This window comes from Dysgonomonas sp. PF1-14 (genome assembly GCF_029892965.1).
GTDB lineage: Bacteria > Bacteroidota > Bacteroidia > Bacteroidales > Dysgonomonadaceae > Dysgonomonas.
The window spans coordinates 115,925-132,908 of sequence record NZ_JARXWN010000008.1 but is presented as its reverse complement, the minus strand read 5'-3'; the positions used below and the strand labels follow the sequence as shown (position 1 = coordinate 132,908).

Here is a 16,984-nt window from a genome sequence, read left to right as displayed (position 1 = left end):
ATATTAATCTTCTTGTCTTTGGTATTCTTTTAATAGATCATTTAGCAATTCATAATAATTTTGTTTATTTTCTGCCAATGCTTGAATAAACATTTCATCTATTATAGAAAATAGCCTCTCTTGATTATTGTCAATATTAAGCTCTAAATCGACAAGCAAATTAATTAGAGATTCATAATTTTTATTTTGAGGAAGAGGAGATAGCTCTATGTTAGATAAGTTTCGAGCAATATCAACCGTTGTGACTTTATTTGAAGTTTTTGCATTCTTTTTCCTCTTTCCTGTATTGGCAATCTTTATATTGTCTCTAATTATCTTATCAATATCTTCCGCTTGCTTTAATAATGCTTTTGCGGAGTCAAAAGTCCCTTCTTTTAATCTTTTTGTTTTTATTCTGTCGAATAAAGTTTTTATTACGCCTTTGATTTCAACATTATTCATCAATAATAAAGATGAATTTTGTTGGTTTTGGCTAACTTCAAGATTTAATTTTTTTATTTTTTCAGCCATCTCAGCTAATACCTCATCAGCCTTTTCATCATTTTGAAATTTTTCAGCTATTTCGTCATACTGTTTAGCAACTTCTGTCAAAGAATTATAAAATGATGTTCTCAGTGCTGAGTATTCAATATCATTTCTGGAAGCATTAGGTAAAATATCAGTATTAACAATTATAATTTCTCCTATATATCTATCAAAGAAAGTATTTGCTCTAGGGAAATAATTTACTATACTTTCCCTTTTTCCTATAGCAAATCCTTGTTTGCGTATCAGAAAGCCTCTTAAATCCTTATTAATTATTTTTTTTCGGTCAGAACTCAAGCAGCCCCATGCTACACCAAAAAAAGCCGTACCCTGTTTTAATTCTCTAAATTCGGGAGATTGTGGATTTCCTGCTTTATCGAAGTCACTATTTTTATATGGTTTATAAAGAGATTCAAGTTGAGAATTGATTTGTAAATCAAGATCAATCAATTCAAATTTAGAGTTATGTTCCTCACAGATTTTTGTTATCTTATCCTCAATCAATTTACCCCATTTGAAATTAACATGGTCAAAGCGAAGAGGAACTACATCTCTAAGATATTGAGCGACTTCTTTAAATTCCGATATTTCATTATAAAAATACGGGCTAATACCAACCAATTCAACCCTAGTTCCCTGAACAGGAAAATCAGATGAACTTAAGTCTCCGTCCTCTGATAAAGATACAAAGTTTTGCAGCAATGTCTGTAAATCCATTAATTGCTCACTTGTTATTTCGCCTTTTAATCTAAGCTCTTTTTGCTTTAGTAAAACATCTTTCATCCCTTGAAAATCCATTTCAAGGCGATTTGGTATACCTAGACTTCCTCTACTAAAAATTACTAACCTTTCACACAAATGAAAAGCACTATATATACCAATTCCCATAAATCCAACATTCTTTGTCGGATTTTTATCTGAGACTCCAATCCGCACAGCTTTTCTTAATACATCATGATTCATCCCGATTCCATTATCCTGAATTGTAACAGAATCCTGACGGATTTTCAATATGATTTTTTTGGACTTTGCATCAACTCCATTTTGAATATATTCTCGGAGAGTATCCTTCGGGTCTGGATACATCCCTTTTGTTAAAATGGATATAACCTCAGCACCAATATCAAATTTACTCAGCTTCATATTGCTAAATATTATATTACTAATAACGTATCTATCTTATAACCAGTTTAACAAGATATATCTTGATTTGTTTTATCCTATAGATAAATTATTATTGAGCAAATATATTAAAAAACATCTACAAAAGGCTATTTATATTAAAGTTTAATGTTCCGATGATGAGGCTATATTGTAAATATAACTTCTTATTATCATGAAAATAATAGCATATTTCTTACCTGTTAAATATGTTTATTATCTCTGACCACTTATACAACACCTTCTCGCCGATTTTAATAAACGGTATCTTCCCCGTATTCCTCCATTCCTGAAGAGTACGGGGCGAAATACAGAGAAGTTTACAAACTTCTTTGCTTGTCAGCAGTCTATTATCGTTCGAAGCCTTATTTTTAAGAGCCAACTGAATGTTATCGAGCATTTTACCCAGAGCCGAGAAGAAAGATATAACCTCTTCTGATTTTCCGTTAAGTATATCCATTGCTGTTATTTCTTTATTTGTGATTGTTCTATCAGATTTTCGATATCCGATTGCTTGTAATAGCACTTATGCCCTATCTGTGAGTAAGATAAAGTCCCATTATCCCTGTAAGATTGGAGTGTCCGCTTCGATATATTGAGCATTTCACAGACTTGCCCATTACTGAGCCATTCCATTTTCTGATTGTTATTACAGAGTATTTCGACTTGCTTTACAAAATCCTCGAACCGGTTTTTCATCAACTCATATGTTTTCTTTTCAATCGCGATTATCTCCATATCTATTTCCATCTTTTCTTAAAAATGCCATTATCCATATCATCCATTCGTTGGTTTAGTCTGGCTTTCATCTCATCCAGATATAAAGTCCTGCTATCGGTACGCCTCCTGATAGCTCGGAATACATCGTAACAATCCTGAATGGGAATGGAGAATATCTCGCTAAGATGGCGGACAGCTTCCTGAATATCTATATCTCCGTCATTGAATCGTTTTGTTTCAAGTATTCCATATGCCAGTTCCACCAAATCACTTTTCGAGCCAGACCAATACAGGGGAGTATCAGGTTTATCCCCGGATATGGTTTTGAATATACGATTCAATTCTCCAACAAGCCTATTTATCTTTTCAAATTGAGCCTTGTCTATTGTTATTGTATTCTGTTTCATGTGCGTATAAATTTTGACAGGTTTCCTGTGTTGGAGCTGTTATTGTTATTATCCATTTCCGAATCTATTTCAGCCAACCTCAATATATTACCGGCTATTGCTTCCGCTCCATTAACCTGACTGATAAACTGTTCATACAGATTAGTCCCGTGTACTCTTTGTAGTATTTCAGGAATCTGTTTTTCTTCCTTTTCCGGCATGGGTTTTCCCTGCAAGGTTTTTGCCAACAATTCAAATTCATCCATCGTAAAAGACTGGTCTTTACTTTGAACAATATCAGTCTTATCATATTGTGTATCCAGTATAATTTCATCCTCCGAACTGATTGGTCCTGTATAACCGGAGAGAGGGTTTTCTTCCTTCTCCAAATCGATGCTGTGAATAGGAATATTATTCTCTTCTACATCGACTGTAATCTTTCTGGTTTGTTCAGCCTGCCTTTGTTTTTGTTTGAGTTCTTCTTCTTTTAAGTTGAATTTTGATTTACCGATAATATCCGGAATATTTTTCGTTTCATCTTTTCGGATATCCATTGACTGGTTATCCGGCTTACCTTGTTCTTTCCGCTGGTATTTTTTATCAAACCAGTCCTTAAACTCATTCCACAGATTCAATCCTGCCATAAATAGACAGGCTATGGTTAGTGCAATTATTCCTATCGTTTTCATAATTCTATAGTCTGAATTATCTCTTCGACCAATAAATCAAGATTACTCCCTTTCAAGAGAGGTCTATCCGGTGGGAATATGGTAGACAGGAACAGATAGTCGTTCCCTTCAATGGATTGCTCCCTGTCATAGCGCACGCTTTTGGGTATTTTGGTTTGCAGGATAGTGATGCCTAAGCTCAATATGGCGTTCTCATAGTAATCGAATAATTCCTGTTTTTCCCGTCCTGTAACCATATTCCAAAAGGGATATATGCCTTTCAGCTTCGTGTTTCCCTGATTGACGGTCAGCATCTCATTGGTAGATATCATGAAGGGCAGTGTACTCTCCATATTGATGCGGGAGGTGGTTATGGGAACAAACAGGTAATCCATTGCAAAGTAGGTCTGCACAACGCTTTCGTTATTTACTGTTCCCGGCAGGTCGAACAATACGATGTCGTATTTCTGTTCTTCCGCCGATAAAAATTCTATTGCCTGATGTAGTCCCGTTTCAGGCTGTGCGGGAACTATCGGGTAAGTCGGTTTACCTAATTTGGAAAAGAATACTTCCGCTTTATTCCCATAGAACGGATTACGCCCTATTTGTTCAGCTTCCCGGCCACGCATCTTGTAAATACTCCATTGCGGATAATCGCAATCGATAACCGCTACATCGTATCCTTTCACATAATGCAGGTAACCGGCGACAAGTGTCGTGAACACGGACTTGCCGGCTCCGCCTTTCTGGGTACAAATTGAAATGTACAAAGGCTGTTTGTTTGAATGTGTTGAATTCATAATCTTTTAATTTTTAATTTATTGTTACTGTATCTTGTTTTTTCATTTTTAGTTTTTCATTCTTCGTTTCACTTGATTGGTTTCCTAATATTTTCTTCAAAAATGCGGTTTATCTCATCACCATAAAGTTCGATATGATGTTTGACGATATTATCCACCAGACCGCTGACACTTAAGCGTTCGAAGCGTATAGAGCGAACAAGAGTTTGCAACACTTCGTAATTCTCTTTGTCGATATACAAGCCCTGACGGTTACTTAATTCGTTCCGGGCAAGGAATACCGTTTCATAATCGATAGTAGCCGTCTGCCCTTTCCTGCGTTTTATTGATTCTTTTGTTTTGGGCTCACTGGTATCAACCTTTGTTTCTGATTCGTTTGAATTTTCGTCTTCTTGTTCTGTGTCTTGCATGCTTATAGGCAGATGTGCAGGTAGGCTTGTAGTATTACCTGCAACAGCGATGTTGCGGATAAAGGCATTGGGGTTTATCTTCGCTTCCTCTTTTGAGCCTGCATCTATGGATATACCCTGTCCTTCACTTTTGCTCTTATTCTTTTCTTTATCCATATATGATTGGTTTTAATCGATTATTCGTATTGTCATTTATCCTTTTCTCAACATAAGCAAATCGGCTCATCCGAAGCATTGCCGTTTTGCAATTCTCCTGCAAATAAAAACAGAAAATCAATCCCTTTTTCGAAGTGTCATCACATGGCTTTTGCTGTCGTTAATCGTCTTTATTGACTTTGATTAATAGTGAGTTATTCCATGTAATTTTGTATAAGAGAATAGCAAAATAGCTATGGAATATCTAAAGAAAAGATATTCAATAACGAAAACACCCGAAGTGTTCCGGATACCGATTCCCGATTATTAATGAGTAACCGTTCCGGTTCCTGTCAATGTCCGCCCGTACAGGCGGATTTTATTAGCGTCAGCTAATAGCAAGAAGTGTTTTTGTCAGCAGAAAATTCCATTTTCCCTGCTTTCCAAAAACATTTCTTGCCCAAACCCGCTGTTTGGAGAAAGCTCTCCCAAGTCGAACTTTAGAGTAAACCAATAATAAAATGAATATGGAACATATTACAACCGGGGAGCAGGCTCCCAAAAGAAAAAGAGGAAGACCTAAGAAAGACGATATTCTGAAATATCGCTATATGATTCGCTTAACCGATAAAGAAAATGAGAGGTTTCTCTCCATGTTTCAGCAATCGGGGCAGAAAAGCAAGTCGAAATTTATTGCCGATTGTGTATTGAACCACAGGCTAAAAGTTATTGAAGTCAATAAATCAGCTATTGATTTTGTAATACAGCTGACACAATTCTTTGCCCAATTCCGCGTAATAAAGAATAATTATAACCAACTTTTTGTCGCTTTGATAAGGAATTCAGGAGAAGACAAGGCCCGATTTATGATGAAAATTTTGGATAAATCAACACTCGAATTTATACAAACCATGAAAGATTTTGAAAAAATGGCAACCAAACTCAGAGAACAAATATCCGATTTTTAATTTTTAGTTTTTAATTCTTCATTAGATCAGATGCTTGCTAAAATAAGTTCGGGTAAATCAATTTACGGAGTATTGGCATACAACAAAATCAAGATGGATGATAATACCGCCAAAGTATTATACCGCCAAAAGATGTTCGATTCGCTGGACGGGAGATTCTCTGTCCGGGATTGCATGGATTCGTTTGCGCCTTATCTGGCAATGAACAACAAAACCGAAAAGGTGGTCTTTCATGCATCGCTTAATCCCGACCCCAAGGATAAGCTCTCTGATGAGCAGCTATCAAAAATCGCCCAACGCTATATGGAGAAATTAGGATATGGTAATCAGCCTTATATAGTAATTAAACATTCCGATATCCAAAGGGAGCATTTGCATATTATTTCTTTGCGAATAGATGAAACTGGAAAAAAGATTAACGACAGTTACGAAGTGACTCGTTCCATGAAGATATGTAAAGAGCTGGAGCAGGAATTTAATCTTATCCCTCTAAAGAAAGGGCAACGGGAAAGTGAAGCTCCGACAAAGAAGATAGATTATAAAGCGGGAGATTTAAAACATCAGGTTGGGAATGTTACTAAATCCATTATGGCTAATTATCATTTCCAGTCGTTCGGGGAATACCGTACTTTGTTGGAACAGTTCAATGTAACGGCAGAAGAGGTTAAGGGAGAATACAGAGGTAAACCGTATAAGGGGTTGGTTTATTCGGTATTGGATGAGAATGGAGAAAAGGTATCTAAGCCTTTCAAATCTTCTTTATTCGGAAAGTCAGTAAATACTGAGGCTTTGCAAAAGCATTTTGACAAATCGAAAACGGTTATTGACAAATCCAATGTCAGAGAACGGCTGAAACCGATTATTGGCAAAGCCATGAAACAACCTAACATAGATATAAACAGCTTCAAACAATTTTTATTACAACAAGGTATCGGTTGCGTATTCAGACAGAATGAACAAGGGCGGATTTACGGAGCGACCTTCATCGACTATCAAAATCGAACGATACTGAACGGTTCGCGCTTAGGTAAAGAATTTTCGGCCAATGTTTTTAACGGCCTGCTGAATAATCCTTCTGAAAGGAACATTCAACCAACGGCAGTTGGAAAATCTTCAACAGAAACGAATCGCCCCGGCCGATTGTCGGAATCCTCCGGAGTTCCGTCATCCGCCGAAAGCGACAGCTTTAATGCAGGCCTCAGCCTGTTTGAACAACACGGTACAGACTACGAAGCGGAAAACTTTGTCCGTGAAAAAGAAAGGGAGGATTCGATCAGAAAAAAGAAAAATAAGAAAAGAGGAAGAGGAATGTAATTTCTTGCTGAAAGAAAATCTTTCCCCTCTACCAAAACCCTTCGTGGTTTTTGTGAAAGGGCATTTGTTAAAGGGGAAAAATTTTGTTGTTGATTGGGGTTGCTTATACTTCATCTTCCGATACGGGCTTGTCCCATCGGACAGACGAAGTGTTTCCGTATTTCCGGACAAACTCACGGATATCGCCGGCTTTATAGTATACACGTTCCTCTATTTTGAAGTAGGGTAGTATCTTTTTGTCCCGGTAACGTTGAAGTGTTCGCTTAGACACCTTGAAAAGAAAGCACAAGTCTTGATTATCCAATATTTTCTCATTATCATCCAAAATATCCGAAGTGTTCAACATGGTTCTCACATCCTGCCCGATTTCCGACAGCTTGGAGTTAAGTTTTTCCATCCATTTGATAAAGTCTTCATTGTCTAAATACATAACATTTACTTTTTTGAAATTAATGAATCTAATTAATTCCAATCGATTGGCAGAACAAAGGTCGGACAATGAAAGACAACAAAATAGGGGAGTAGCACACCTACTTCCCTATAAATAACTCATAATAAACTGATAATCATTGGGTAAATTAAGGGTTTAATTTTGAAAAATCAGTTTGTAAATTGTAGCCTTGTTCAATACTTTTTTGAATGATAGCTATTTTTAGACGATCTAGAAAATTGGTTATTTTTTGAGGTTTCCGTTTTATAACAGCTTCTTCTTTCTTATAGATATCCCCAAGAGTGATATTGAATGTTTTTTCAAATAGACGAGTAATATCAATCAAATGTAATTCCTTATTATCGACACGTAGGAGTCCATTTATAAGGTAATAAAATCCGCAAGCTAGTTCCATGATGTCGATAAGTTTTATTTCTTCAGAGTTAACATAAATTGGAGATTTCCATTCAGATTCAATATTGATGAAGAACTTTGGGTGTTCCATTTGTCGATAAAGTAGTTCTAACTCTTTTTCAACTAAGCTAATCAACTTATCAAGGAATACAATTTTAAGTTTATTGTTTTCAGTTGGAAGAGATTCTTCAAAAGCCTTGATTGTTGCAAATTCTATCTGAGCTGTATTTAATTTACGGATTATTTTCTTGTTATCATTACTCTCATTTAGATAAGTGAATAGTTCTTCTACAAATTCTAAATAGGCAGAGGTCATATCTTCTACAATAGCCTTGTTTATCTGATAAGGATGCTTTAAGAGCTTATAGATTTGCCTTTCTGTTAATTCCCATGTTGGCATGACTATAATGAATTAAAATTATTAATGCATAGTAGAGAATAATCTACATCTCTCATAAAATATTTTATGTGAAATTATGATTAATTACAACACAAATAGTTATAGGTTCGCAAATCACTTGTTTATATAGGACTTTAATGCCTCTACGTACTCTTCAAAAGCATCTATCCCTTTTTGTGTAATTTTACAGATTGTACGAGGTCTTTTATCTTTAAAAGTTTTGGTTACTTTGATATATCCAGCCTTATTAAGTTTGTCTACCTGTACACTCATGTTTCCTCCCGAAGCCTTTGTTTGTTCCATGATGTACATAAAATCAGCCTCTTGAATAGAAATTAAGAGTGACATAATTGCTAAACGCAATTCTGAATGTAATAGTGGATTTAGTCCTTTAAACATGAGAAGAAGTAGACTTTTTAAATATATGTCCGGGTATGATGATGGAAAGAATAAATGTAGCTGCAAAAATCGGTATTTGGCTAACCATATCAGGAATAAACAGCAAAATGTGTGCTGCAATAATTCCTGTTATTCCTCCCCATATAATAGGCTTATAGTTAATAAGAGCACCAACTATAACTATCATCATACTTATAAGTAACTGTTCTATAAATAAAATTGGGAAGTCTACAATTATTGTTGATAATGCAGTTGTAGTACAAACGAGAGCAAACAAAATTGTAATATTGAAAATGCTTTTATCTATATAGGACGTAATTTTAGTTTTATCTTTCGAGTGAAGATATAAAGTTGTAGGTATACAGATTAAAGGAATAAGTAACCATAATAAGGAAGACCAAGAGATATAACTATTTTTTTTTAGAAACCAAACAAGAAAAGATATTATTACAGTAGTATATCCCCAAATCAACAAGGTATTGCAATTAATTTTCGCCCTCAAATTAGTTCGAGCATTCTTTATCATCTCTGTAATTATTATAAGGCTCTCCTTTTCATCTAACTTCTTATCTTCCATAATTATTCTATTTGATTTACAAATATAACTATTTTATATTATAATATTTTTCATGTATGTAATATAAACTATTCTCCTAATTGAATCACTTCTTTTCCTGTCTGAATAACTTTCTCATCATGACTTGCAATAACAAAGCTTAAGCCTTCTTTCTCATTCAGGTCTTTCATCAAATGAACTATATTCCATGCGTTCTTTCTATCTAAATTAGCTGTTGGTTCATCTGCAAAAATAATTTTCGGATGACGAGCTATTGCACGAGCAATAGCTACTCGTTGCTGTTCCCCTCCTGACATTTCGTAAGGCCGCTTATTAATCTTATCTCTTAGTCCGACTAATGTAAGAGCCTCCTCTGCCATAGTATATCTCTCTTTTTCTCTGTATTTAAAAAGTGTGAGAGGTAGTTCTACATTTTCTAAAGCACTTAATACTGGGATAAGATTAAAAGATTGAAATATAAAACCAAAATTTTCTTTTCGAAGTCTGGTTAGTTCTTTCTTTTTTTCAAAGTTTATAATTTGTCCATCCAAAATATAAATTCCACTATCTGGCCGGTCTAATGTAGCTAATATATTCAGAAGAGAAGATTTACCTGAACCTGATGGACCGGCTAATACTGTAAAGCAGTTCCTTTCAAAGTTCCAAGAAAAATCAGTTAGCACCTGATTCTTAACCTTACCATTTGTATAACTTTTTTCAATGTTATTTAATTTTATAATTGAATCCATGTTAAAAAAAATTAAAAAAAACAACTTACTAGTAATGAGGTTTGAATATTATGTATTGATAAAGAGTTATTATAAAACATACTTGTCAGCTCAAACTGAAAATTATTTAGAGACAATATTCCCACAGGGGATATCGCCAACTGATTTGAAGTAATATCGTAGAATGATCTTAGATTAATTGACCATCTTGAATAAGTTTCTTTATATTCAACATTCCCAAACAAAGTATGTTTACCCACGCTTAAAGGGTCGAATAGTTCTATATTAGAAGGCAGGTGTTTTTTATAAAGCTTAACATCACTTTTACTCAAATAATCTTCACGAAAATGATATTCCCCACTAAATGACAGGTTCGAATTAAAAATTATTGATGTGCCCAGTACAAACTCACTCCTAAATCTTTTGCTTCTATTTTGAGGAGTGATAAGTGTTCCAATATCACTAAGTGCAAAACTTTTTGTATAGTTTCTCAAAACCCCTTCACAATAAGCTGTAAAAAGATTTCCTCCATATGATATATCATAACCAAATTGTTGATATTTGCCATATTCTACAAATGAAAGGCTTGCATCTACCCGTTCCTTCGAATACTCATATCGCAAGGCCGCTTTAAAATTCTTCCCTTCTTTCTCCGGAAAAAGATAAAAACTTAAAGTATTCCGTCCAAACAGGTATGAATAATTAAGCATAAATAATCCCTCTAAACGGCTTTGAGTTCTAATAGGATCTTTTTGAATAAAAAAGTTTGTCGGATTCCATATCATTCCTGTTCCCCAATCAAGTCTTTTTTTTCCAAAAATGAAAAAATGTTTTCCTTCAAGTTCAAATTGAGTGTACAATTCCTGAAATGAGAAGTCTGTTGAGTCTTTATCAAAATTGTAATTCTTAATATTTGCTTCAACTTGCAATTTAGTATCTAATTTACCCCATGTGTTTTTGAATCCTAATATTGGATATAATTGAGATAAAGAAGAAAACTCCTCTAAATTCATCCAATTATCAGAGTTTACCTCTGAGTTACTATCAATAGCATTGTACTCTCCTTTTGTTTCAAGAATAATTTGATAATTAAAAATCGATTCTTGAGTATGTAATAGCTCTATATTACATAATATAGTATTTTCCAAAATTTCAAATGTAAATCTTTATAATACCAAACGTTCACAAGCTATCCTAACATTTGGAATTATAGTTTACGTTTGGAATTATAACTAATTTTTCGCCTTGTGAAATTCAATAATCATATTATATATTTGTGGTAAATTGAGTATATTTTAAACTTTTTACTGCACTGTAGAGAGGGTATATTGTATTGTCTTTTGTATAGTAAAAGCCCCAGTTAAGGGGCTTTTTTCATTCCTTCAGGAATCTATACAACATCATATCTGTATATTTTGCATCCTTATTGAGTGTCACATTTTGAGTATTCAAAACCGATCGAGCAAAAGGATTACAAAACTTCTTATTATCATCCAGCCACTCACACAGTTCAACTAGGGAGCTCTTGTTAGATGTAAAGAAAATATAGTTCGTATCAACCAGAACATTCAGTACATCAAGATAGTCTCTAAGTTTCCAATATTTATCAGAGTTGTATGTACTAGTATCAGTGGAAAGATATGGGGGATCCACAACAAATACAACACCTGGAACATCTTTATATTGTCTATAAAGTTCTTTGTAGTCCATTCTTACCACATCCAATCCATCTAAATACTCATCAGGATCGAAATCATAGGCTGAAGCTTTTACCCGATTATAAAAATGCTCTTTGCTGAACTCCTCCAATGTAAGTGCATATTTAGCAGAAAATAACAAAGAGGCGGATAAGGTTATATAGTCAACATATCCTTGTTTGTCCTCAAGCTGCACACGATCTAATATCTTAGATTTTGCATTGCCATCTACCTTTATATCTTTCGGTTCATCAATTAGTATAGAACGAATATCAGCCAGTAATCGGTTTGTTTTATCAATATTATGCAATCGCTGGCTGTAATTGTCGTAATCATTATAAACAACCTTTGCTTCAGGTACAACACTTTTTGCAATATGCGCCAACAGACCTGAACCACCAAATAAGTCAACTATTACTTTTATTTCTTGTTTGGCATTCAGTTCTGACAATGCTAAAGCATAACCGCCTGCAAATCTTCTTTTTTGCCCCTGAAATGGAAGAGGGGCGGTTTTAAACATTTTCTTTAAATTCATTTTAAATACACTTTAAACTTTTAATTATTACTTTTGTAGCTCTCAGGCATAAAAAGAGGTGCATGCACACCAAGAGCAAGGACATAGTGAGTCCCTGTCGTGGTGTGTATGCACCTTTATCATTTAAGCCATGCCTGAGAAACTGGCTTTTGTGGAGGCGGGGATTTTTTATTTAAGAGATAATAGTGGAATTATTTTCTATCTCTCAATTTCATAAAAGGAATCTCGATATACTTATACATCAATATTGAGCAAAGTATAGTCAATATCCAAAATAACGAATAGTTTATCACAACCGATAATTTATAATCTCCAACATAACTTATTATATTCAACCTGTTTATAAAAGAGTAGGTGATGACAGAGAGATTTAATAAATACATTGAGTATGATATAAGACTAATTTTTGTTATAGCATTATTAAATAATTTACTCTTTGTTTCCTTCATATTTGAGAAAAAAGGAAGTGTAATAAATATTAGTAAAGAATTTAGAGCAAATGCAATATTGCAATTAAAATAGCTCCCTCTTTCTATAAATCCGAATAAGACTAAATACCTAATCACAAAAAAGGAAATTAACCCTATCATCATATATTTAAAATGATTTAATTTCAACCATTTATCTTTATAATAATAGTTCAAGTATGCACCTAATACCCCAAAGGAAATACTATCGAGCCTTGTGTTTACAGAATCTTTAAAATAATCAGCCCAATCCCTTATGTCTTGTGGATTGTATATAATATATTTAATATGCCTGATAACAAACATTCCTATAATAGTCAATCCTATATATAACAAAATAGATTTTTTAAAATTTAATCGAAATATAAAATGAATTGATAATGTTAAAATTGGCATTAATAAGTAAAACCATTCTTCAACCGTTAAACTCCATGATTCGCCAAAAAAGAATAGATGCTCTTTTGTATTTATATTTTGCAAAAAGAAAAAATAACGCCAAGTTTTTTCTATGGGGAAATTGGGATTTGAAAATTTACATATTACAATCAACAAGATCAGAGTAAACAAATAAGCAGGTAAAGTCCTTAACCACCTTCTTTTCCAAAAATTCAAAACTAAAGATTTAGAAAAATCATTATTATTAAACTGTTTTATAAAAATATTCCCAATAAGATAACCTGAAAGAACAAAAAAGATAAGTACGCCATCAAAATAGAACAATTTGCTTAAGTCTTGTAATATTTTAGGCAGTTGTAATTCAGCATGGCAAATTAAAACAAATAATATTGCCATAGCCCTTAACAAATCAAGTCCGAATATACGACTTTGATTAATTTCTATTTTAAAAGGGTTGTTCATTGTAAAATTTTCACAAAGATAATAAAAGATATATTTAGTAATTATATGTGATAGGTTTAATAATAGTCCCAGTAATGCCATCACTTGCATATACAGGCTGCACAAGCTCACTGACGCCAAGACCTTTGAACGCATTGTTTAGCTTATAGCCTACGATCATATTCCCGTCTTTGAAATTGGAAGCAAACCAAAAGCCCTCGCCCGCAGATACTACATTAATTTCTTTTACTATTTCCCAAGTATCGCCGTCATCTTTTGTTACCCATACAGAGCAATAGAGGTTAGATGTAGCGCTCGGATCAGTCTTGAATCCGGCATATATCCATCCGGTCAAATCTGAACGGCGCAAGAAGAATACATTGGAATAATAGCCTACATTAAGAGACACTTCAAGGGTATTATCATCAGAAGTTCTGTAAATTACACCGATCGGAGAATGATCTGTACCAAAAAATCTATATTTTCCAGATGATATAATTGCTGTCATCTGCCTACGCATAGAATCTATACAGGGTGAAAAAGTAGCACCCCTGTCAGTCGATTTAAAATTTTGCGAGACTGAATATGTATCACCCAAAGAAACATATAAAGTATCAGTCAGTTTATCCACATATAAAGCATGGATATGTTTCAAAGGAGACCAGCTCCTTAACTTTGTAAATGTGTTACCTCCATCGGTAGACTTGTATAAGTCTGTATTATTTACACCCAAAGAATAAACCCCTGCATATATATTACCCTTGCTATCTTCATCAATTCCCCATATACTTTGCCTGCTCGCTAACTGGATAACTTTAGTCACAGTAGTTCCATCATATCTGTACAGACCGTAATTAGATGCATCAGTATTTTCTGAATAACTATTCATCGGGCTAAAGAATACTGATCCTGATGAATGACACCATAAACAACGCCAGTCGGATACAGAGTTAATCTCTAATAAAATAGTTTCTATTCCGTCAAGTCCGTACTTCACAATCTTATTACCTATTGCTGCGATTATCATATTGTCAGGCAGTATAGCAGCATTAGTTATATCTTTTCTTAACTCGTAATTATATATTTTAGGGTTGTACGATAGATTTATCAAATAATCAGGTAAGTTTACACTTCCTATAAGAACCTTTTTTGCATCGACAAATACCTCTTTTTTTACATTATTTATAAATACGTCATTAATAGGTTTTCTGTTATATAAAATTTTAGATGCGGGAACACCTGAGTAAGAATTTCCCTCTATATCCTCATTTATATAACAATAAGCAGTATCAAGCCACTCATTCATAACAGTAAATCGCATATAGCTGTAATCTCCTGTAATATCTATTATACGATTATCTTGTGAGGGATTGTCATCCAATGCCGCCAAAAAAGTAATAAGTGTTTTATTACTATCATAAAAAGCCACTACTCTATCGCTATTAAAAAAGACTTTATCTCCTTTGGCTATTGGTATGTAATTTGATATTGAAGCAGACAGGTGATCTGCTTCCAAACCTGTTGCTCCATTAAGAGCTTTATTCGGAGTTATACCATTTTTATTAAATTGATTTTCACCACTTGGTTCTACATCATTATTATTTATTTCATTCAGATAGCAATAAGTAGAATCAAGCCACTCATTCATGATAGTAAATCGCATATAGCTGTAATCTCCTGTAATATCTATTATGCGATCATCTTGTGATGGAGTATCATCTAAAGCCTTTAAATAAGTTATGAGATTTTTATTAGCGTCATAAAATGCAATAACACGATCACTGTTAAAATATATTTTATCCCCTTTAGTAATAGGGATGTAATTTGATATTGATGTAGTATTTAGAGTTACTTCTAAACCACTACTTCCACTTAATGCCTTATTAGGTGTGATATTATCTATATCAAATTGATTGGTTGGACTAGGTACACCTGCTATTTCTTCTATATAGTCTAAATCGATTGTTGTTATTTCTCTAGCCCATTTTAACGGGTCATTCCATTGTGCTAATGATACTCCTAAATATGTATCAGTTACTTTTCTGCCGTCTTTTAGCTGATAAATAACTTTTTGCCCTAACCCTCGCAAATGAACCGGCACAGCATCACGGGCATCTTGTTCATCTTCGTAATTGTATTCATCTTTAAGTTGAGATACGTTTACTATTGTCTTAACTTTTACATAATCAGCCAAATCTATCTCCTGTTGTGTCGGGATCTCACCGGTATTCATCCATGCCCCGCCATTTGCGTACACTTTATATACGGTGCCCGGATATGGTGAACCTACCCATGCAAAGAAGTCTTTTTTGTTCTTGACTTGTGGATATGCAGCCAGTAACTCAGTAAGGCTTGAATGATAGCCTTTAAAATTAGTTGTAGCATTAGCCAGTTCCTCTTTACTAGCCTTATTATCTAGTGCATCATTCAGCCCCAAAACCTGTTGTATTGGTAAACGCTCCGATTTATGCCAGAAGGATTTCCATGTTTCCTGAAACTCTCTCTCACTGGGAGTATAATTCGTCCGGAATATTCTTAATATATCTATCAAACTAATCATAATCTATCTTACTTTTATTATATATGCTATTACAAAATAAGGAGGTCTAATATCTATAGGTTTCCCTTCACCGGTCTGTTCTGTAATAGAATTATCATCATAGTATACCGTATATGAGCCTGTAGGATCACCCGTTCCCCGCCAGTTATTCGCATCATACCGCGCCCCTCTGAATTTATGCCCATGAGGAGGTAATTGTTCTACAGATGGTGTTATTTCAACGGCACCACCTTTATTCCCGATACTTTTATAATCTTCATTTTGATTGTTATGGCCGACAACGAATCTATCTCTCATATCGGGTATCTTGAATCCTGTATTACCTTCAATTCCATATATCCCATCTAAAGCCTCATATAATTCAGGATATTCATTATTTAGAAGTACCCTTCCATCACAAAGTATATAATCAGCTGGTATTTTAGATTCTTTGCCAGCCCACATTTTTACCATACCCGGAGCGTCACCTGTTATGGCATCAAGTCTTTCTTCTAACTCCTGATTGGTTACGATCCTCTTCATACCTTCCCATTTAAGCTTACCATCATTCGCAAAGGTTGCATATCTACTGACATAAGCTTCAGGATATTCTATTATTTCGCCTGTTTCCTCTTCATCATGTATCGTCTCCCTTGTTTCGATAATCACAATATAATCTTGTTTCTGACCGCCTTTAAATTCTACTAATTCCCCACTTATGACCATCTGACCATCTGAGACAACGCCTCCGACTTCATTGCATCCCTCCAGTATATAATCACCTCCTCCAAGTCTGGCGAGCTTGTAGACCTGATGTATCATTTTCTGTATAAAGTCCATGCCATCGGAATCCATCGGGAAATCATCCTTCGCTATTATATTTACCTTATTCATA

Annotated in this window: 19 protein-coding genes; 2 read left to right on the top strand and 17 right to left on the bottom strand. The window is 34.3% G+C overall.

Annotated elements, in window-relative coordinates:
• Nucleotides 1-3 precede the first annotated feature (3 nt).
• The 7 genes from M2448_RS11460 to M2448_RS11430 form a co-directional block, all read right to left on the bottom strand.
• A complete protein-coding gene (locus M2448_RS11460) occupies nt 4-1,668 on the bottom strand; it encodes an ATP-binding protein (protein ID WP_280646803.1) in 1,665 nt (554 codons plus the stop codon).
• Between the two features lie 214 nt (nt 1,669-1,882).
• Nucleotides 1,883-2,146 (bottom strand): helix-turn-helix domain-containing protein, encoded by a 264-nt coding sequence (locus M2448_RS11455; protein WP_280646804.1) that lies wholly within the window; start codon nt 2,144-2,146, stop codon nt 1,883-1,885.
• Nucleotides 2,147-2,151: 5 nt separating this feature from the next.
• Nucleotides 2,152-2,424 carry a helix-turn-helix domain-containing protein gene (locus tag M2448_RS11450; RefSeq protein WP_280646947.1) on the bottom strand — a complete coding sequence of 91 codons (273 nt, stop codon included), beginning with the start codon at nt 2,422-2,424 and terminating at the stop codon, nt 2,152-2,154.
• Nucleotides 2,425-2,426: 2 nt separating this feature from the next.
• Nucleotides 2,427-2,813 (bottom strand): RteC domain-containing protein, encoded by a 387-nt coding sequence (locus M2448_RS11445; protein ID WP_280646805.1) that lies wholly within the window; start codon nt 2,811-2,813, stop codon nt 2,427-2,429.
• Nucleotides 2,810-3,481: a hypothetical protein gene (locus M2448_RS11440; RefSeq protein WP_280646806.1), complete on the bottom strand. Its 672-nt coding sequence runs from the start codon at nt 3,479-3,481 to the stop codon at nt 2,810-2,812. The genes M2448_RS11445 and M2448_RS11440 overlap by 4 nt, the downstream gene beginning before the upstream one ends.
• Entirely contained in the window at nt 3,478-4,260 is a 783-nt protein-coding gene (locus M2448_RS11435) for a ParA family protein (protein ID WP_280646807.1), read from the bottom strand. The genes M2448_RS11440 and M2448_RS11435 overlap by 4 nt, the downstream gene beginning before the upstream one ends.
• Before the next feature lie 68 nt (nt 4,261-4,328).
• Nucleotides 4,329-4,826 carry a DUF3408 domain-containing protein gene (locus M2448_RS11430; protein ID WP_280646808.1) on the bottom strand — a complete coding sequence of 166 codons (498 nt, stop codon included), beginning with the start codon at nt 4,824-4,826 and terminating at the stop codon, nt 4,329-4,331.
• A 506-nt stretch (nt 4,827-5,332) separates the two neighbouring features.
• Between M2448_RS11430 and M2448_RS11425 the strand changes: the two genes are divergently transcribed.
• On the top strand, nt 5,333-5,773 hold the full coding sequence (locus M2448_RS11425) for a MobA protein (protein WP_280646809.1): 441 nt from the start codon (nt 5,333-5,335) through the stop codon (nt 5,771-5,773).
• Nucleotides 5,774-5,803: 30 nt separating this feature from the next.
• Nucleotides 5,804-7,087 (top strand): conjugal transfer protein MobB, encoded by a 1,284-nt coding sequence (gene mobB / locus M2448_RS11420; RefSeq protein ID WP_280646810.1) that lies wholly within the window; start codon nt 5,804-5,806, stop codon nt 7,085-7,087.
• Between the two features lie 103 nt (nt 7,088-7,190).
• On the opposite strand, the gene M2448_RS11415 is transcribed toward mobB, so the two are convergent.
• The 10 genes from M2448_RS11415 to M2448_RS11370 form a co-directional block, all read right to left on the bottom strand.
• On the bottom strand, nt 7,191-7,517 hold the full coding sequence (locus M2448_RS11415; protein WP_280646811.1) for a helix-turn-helix domain-containing protein: 327 nt from the start codon (nt 7,515-7,517) through the stop codon (nt 7,191-7,193).
• Between the two features lie 148 nt (nt 7,518-7,665).
• Nucleotides 7,666-8,331, bottom strand: a complete 666-nt coding sequence (locus tag M2448_RS11410) for an RteC domain-containing protein (protein WP_280646812.1) — start codon at nt 8,329-8,331, stop codon at nt 7,666-7,668.
• Nucleotides 8,332-8,445: 114 nt separating this feature from the next.
• Entirely contained in the window at nt 8,446-8,730 is a 285-nt protein-coding gene (locus tag M2448_RS11405) for a transcriptional regulator (protein WP_280646813.1), read from the bottom strand.
• Nucleotides 8,723-9,307 (bottom strand): hypothetical protein, encoded by a 585-nt coding sequence (locus M2448_RS11400; RefSeq protein WP_280646814.1) that lies wholly within the window; start codon nt 9,305-9,307, stop codon nt 8,723-8,725. The genes M2448_RS11405 and M2448_RS11400 overlap by 8 nt, the downstream gene beginning before the upstream one ends.
• A 68-nt stretch (nt 9,308-9,375) precedes the next feature.
• Nucleotides 9,376-10,035 (bottom strand): ABC transporter ATP-binding protein, encoded by a 660-nt coding sequence (locus tag M2448_RS11395; RefSeq protein WP_280646815.1) that lies wholly within the window; start codon nt 10,033-10,035, stop codon nt 9,376-9,378.
• Between the two features lie 11 nt (nt 10,036-10,046).
• Nucleotides 10,047-11,162, bottom strand: a complete 1,116-nt coding sequence (locus M2448_RS11390) for a hypothetical protein (protein WP_280646816.1) — start codon at nt 11,160-11,162, stop codon at nt 10,047-10,049.
• A 226-nt stretch (nt 11,163-11,388) separates the two neighbouring features.
• The gene (locus M2448_RS11385) at nt 11,389-12,246 is read right to left on the bottom strand and encodes a DNA adenine methylase (RefSeq protein ID WP_280646817.1); all 858 of its coding nucleotides are present in this window, start codon (nt 12,244-12,246) and stop codon (nt 11,389-11,391) included.
• 191 nt (nt 12,247-12,437) lie between these two features.
• On the bottom strand, nt 12,438-13,571 hold the full coding sequence (locus M2448_RS11380) for an acyltransferase (RefSeq protein WP_280646818.1): 1,134 nt from the start codon (nt 13,569-13,571) through the stop codon (nt 12,438-12,440).
• Between the two features lie 34 nt (nt 13,572-13,605).
• Complete coding sequence (locus M2448_RS11375; RefSeq protein ID WP_280646819.1) at nt 13,606-16,110, bottom strand: hypothetical protein; 2,505 nt, start codon at nt 16,108-16,110, stop codon at nt 13,606-13,608.
• Nucleotides 16,111-16,113: 3 nt separating this feature from the next.
• Complete coding sequence (locus tag M2448_RS11370) at nt 16,114-16,983, bottom strand: tail fiber protein (protein ID WP_280646820.1); 870 nt, start codon at nt 16,981-16,983, stop codon at nt 16,114-16,116.
• Nucleotide 16,984: the final 1 nt, after the last annotated feature.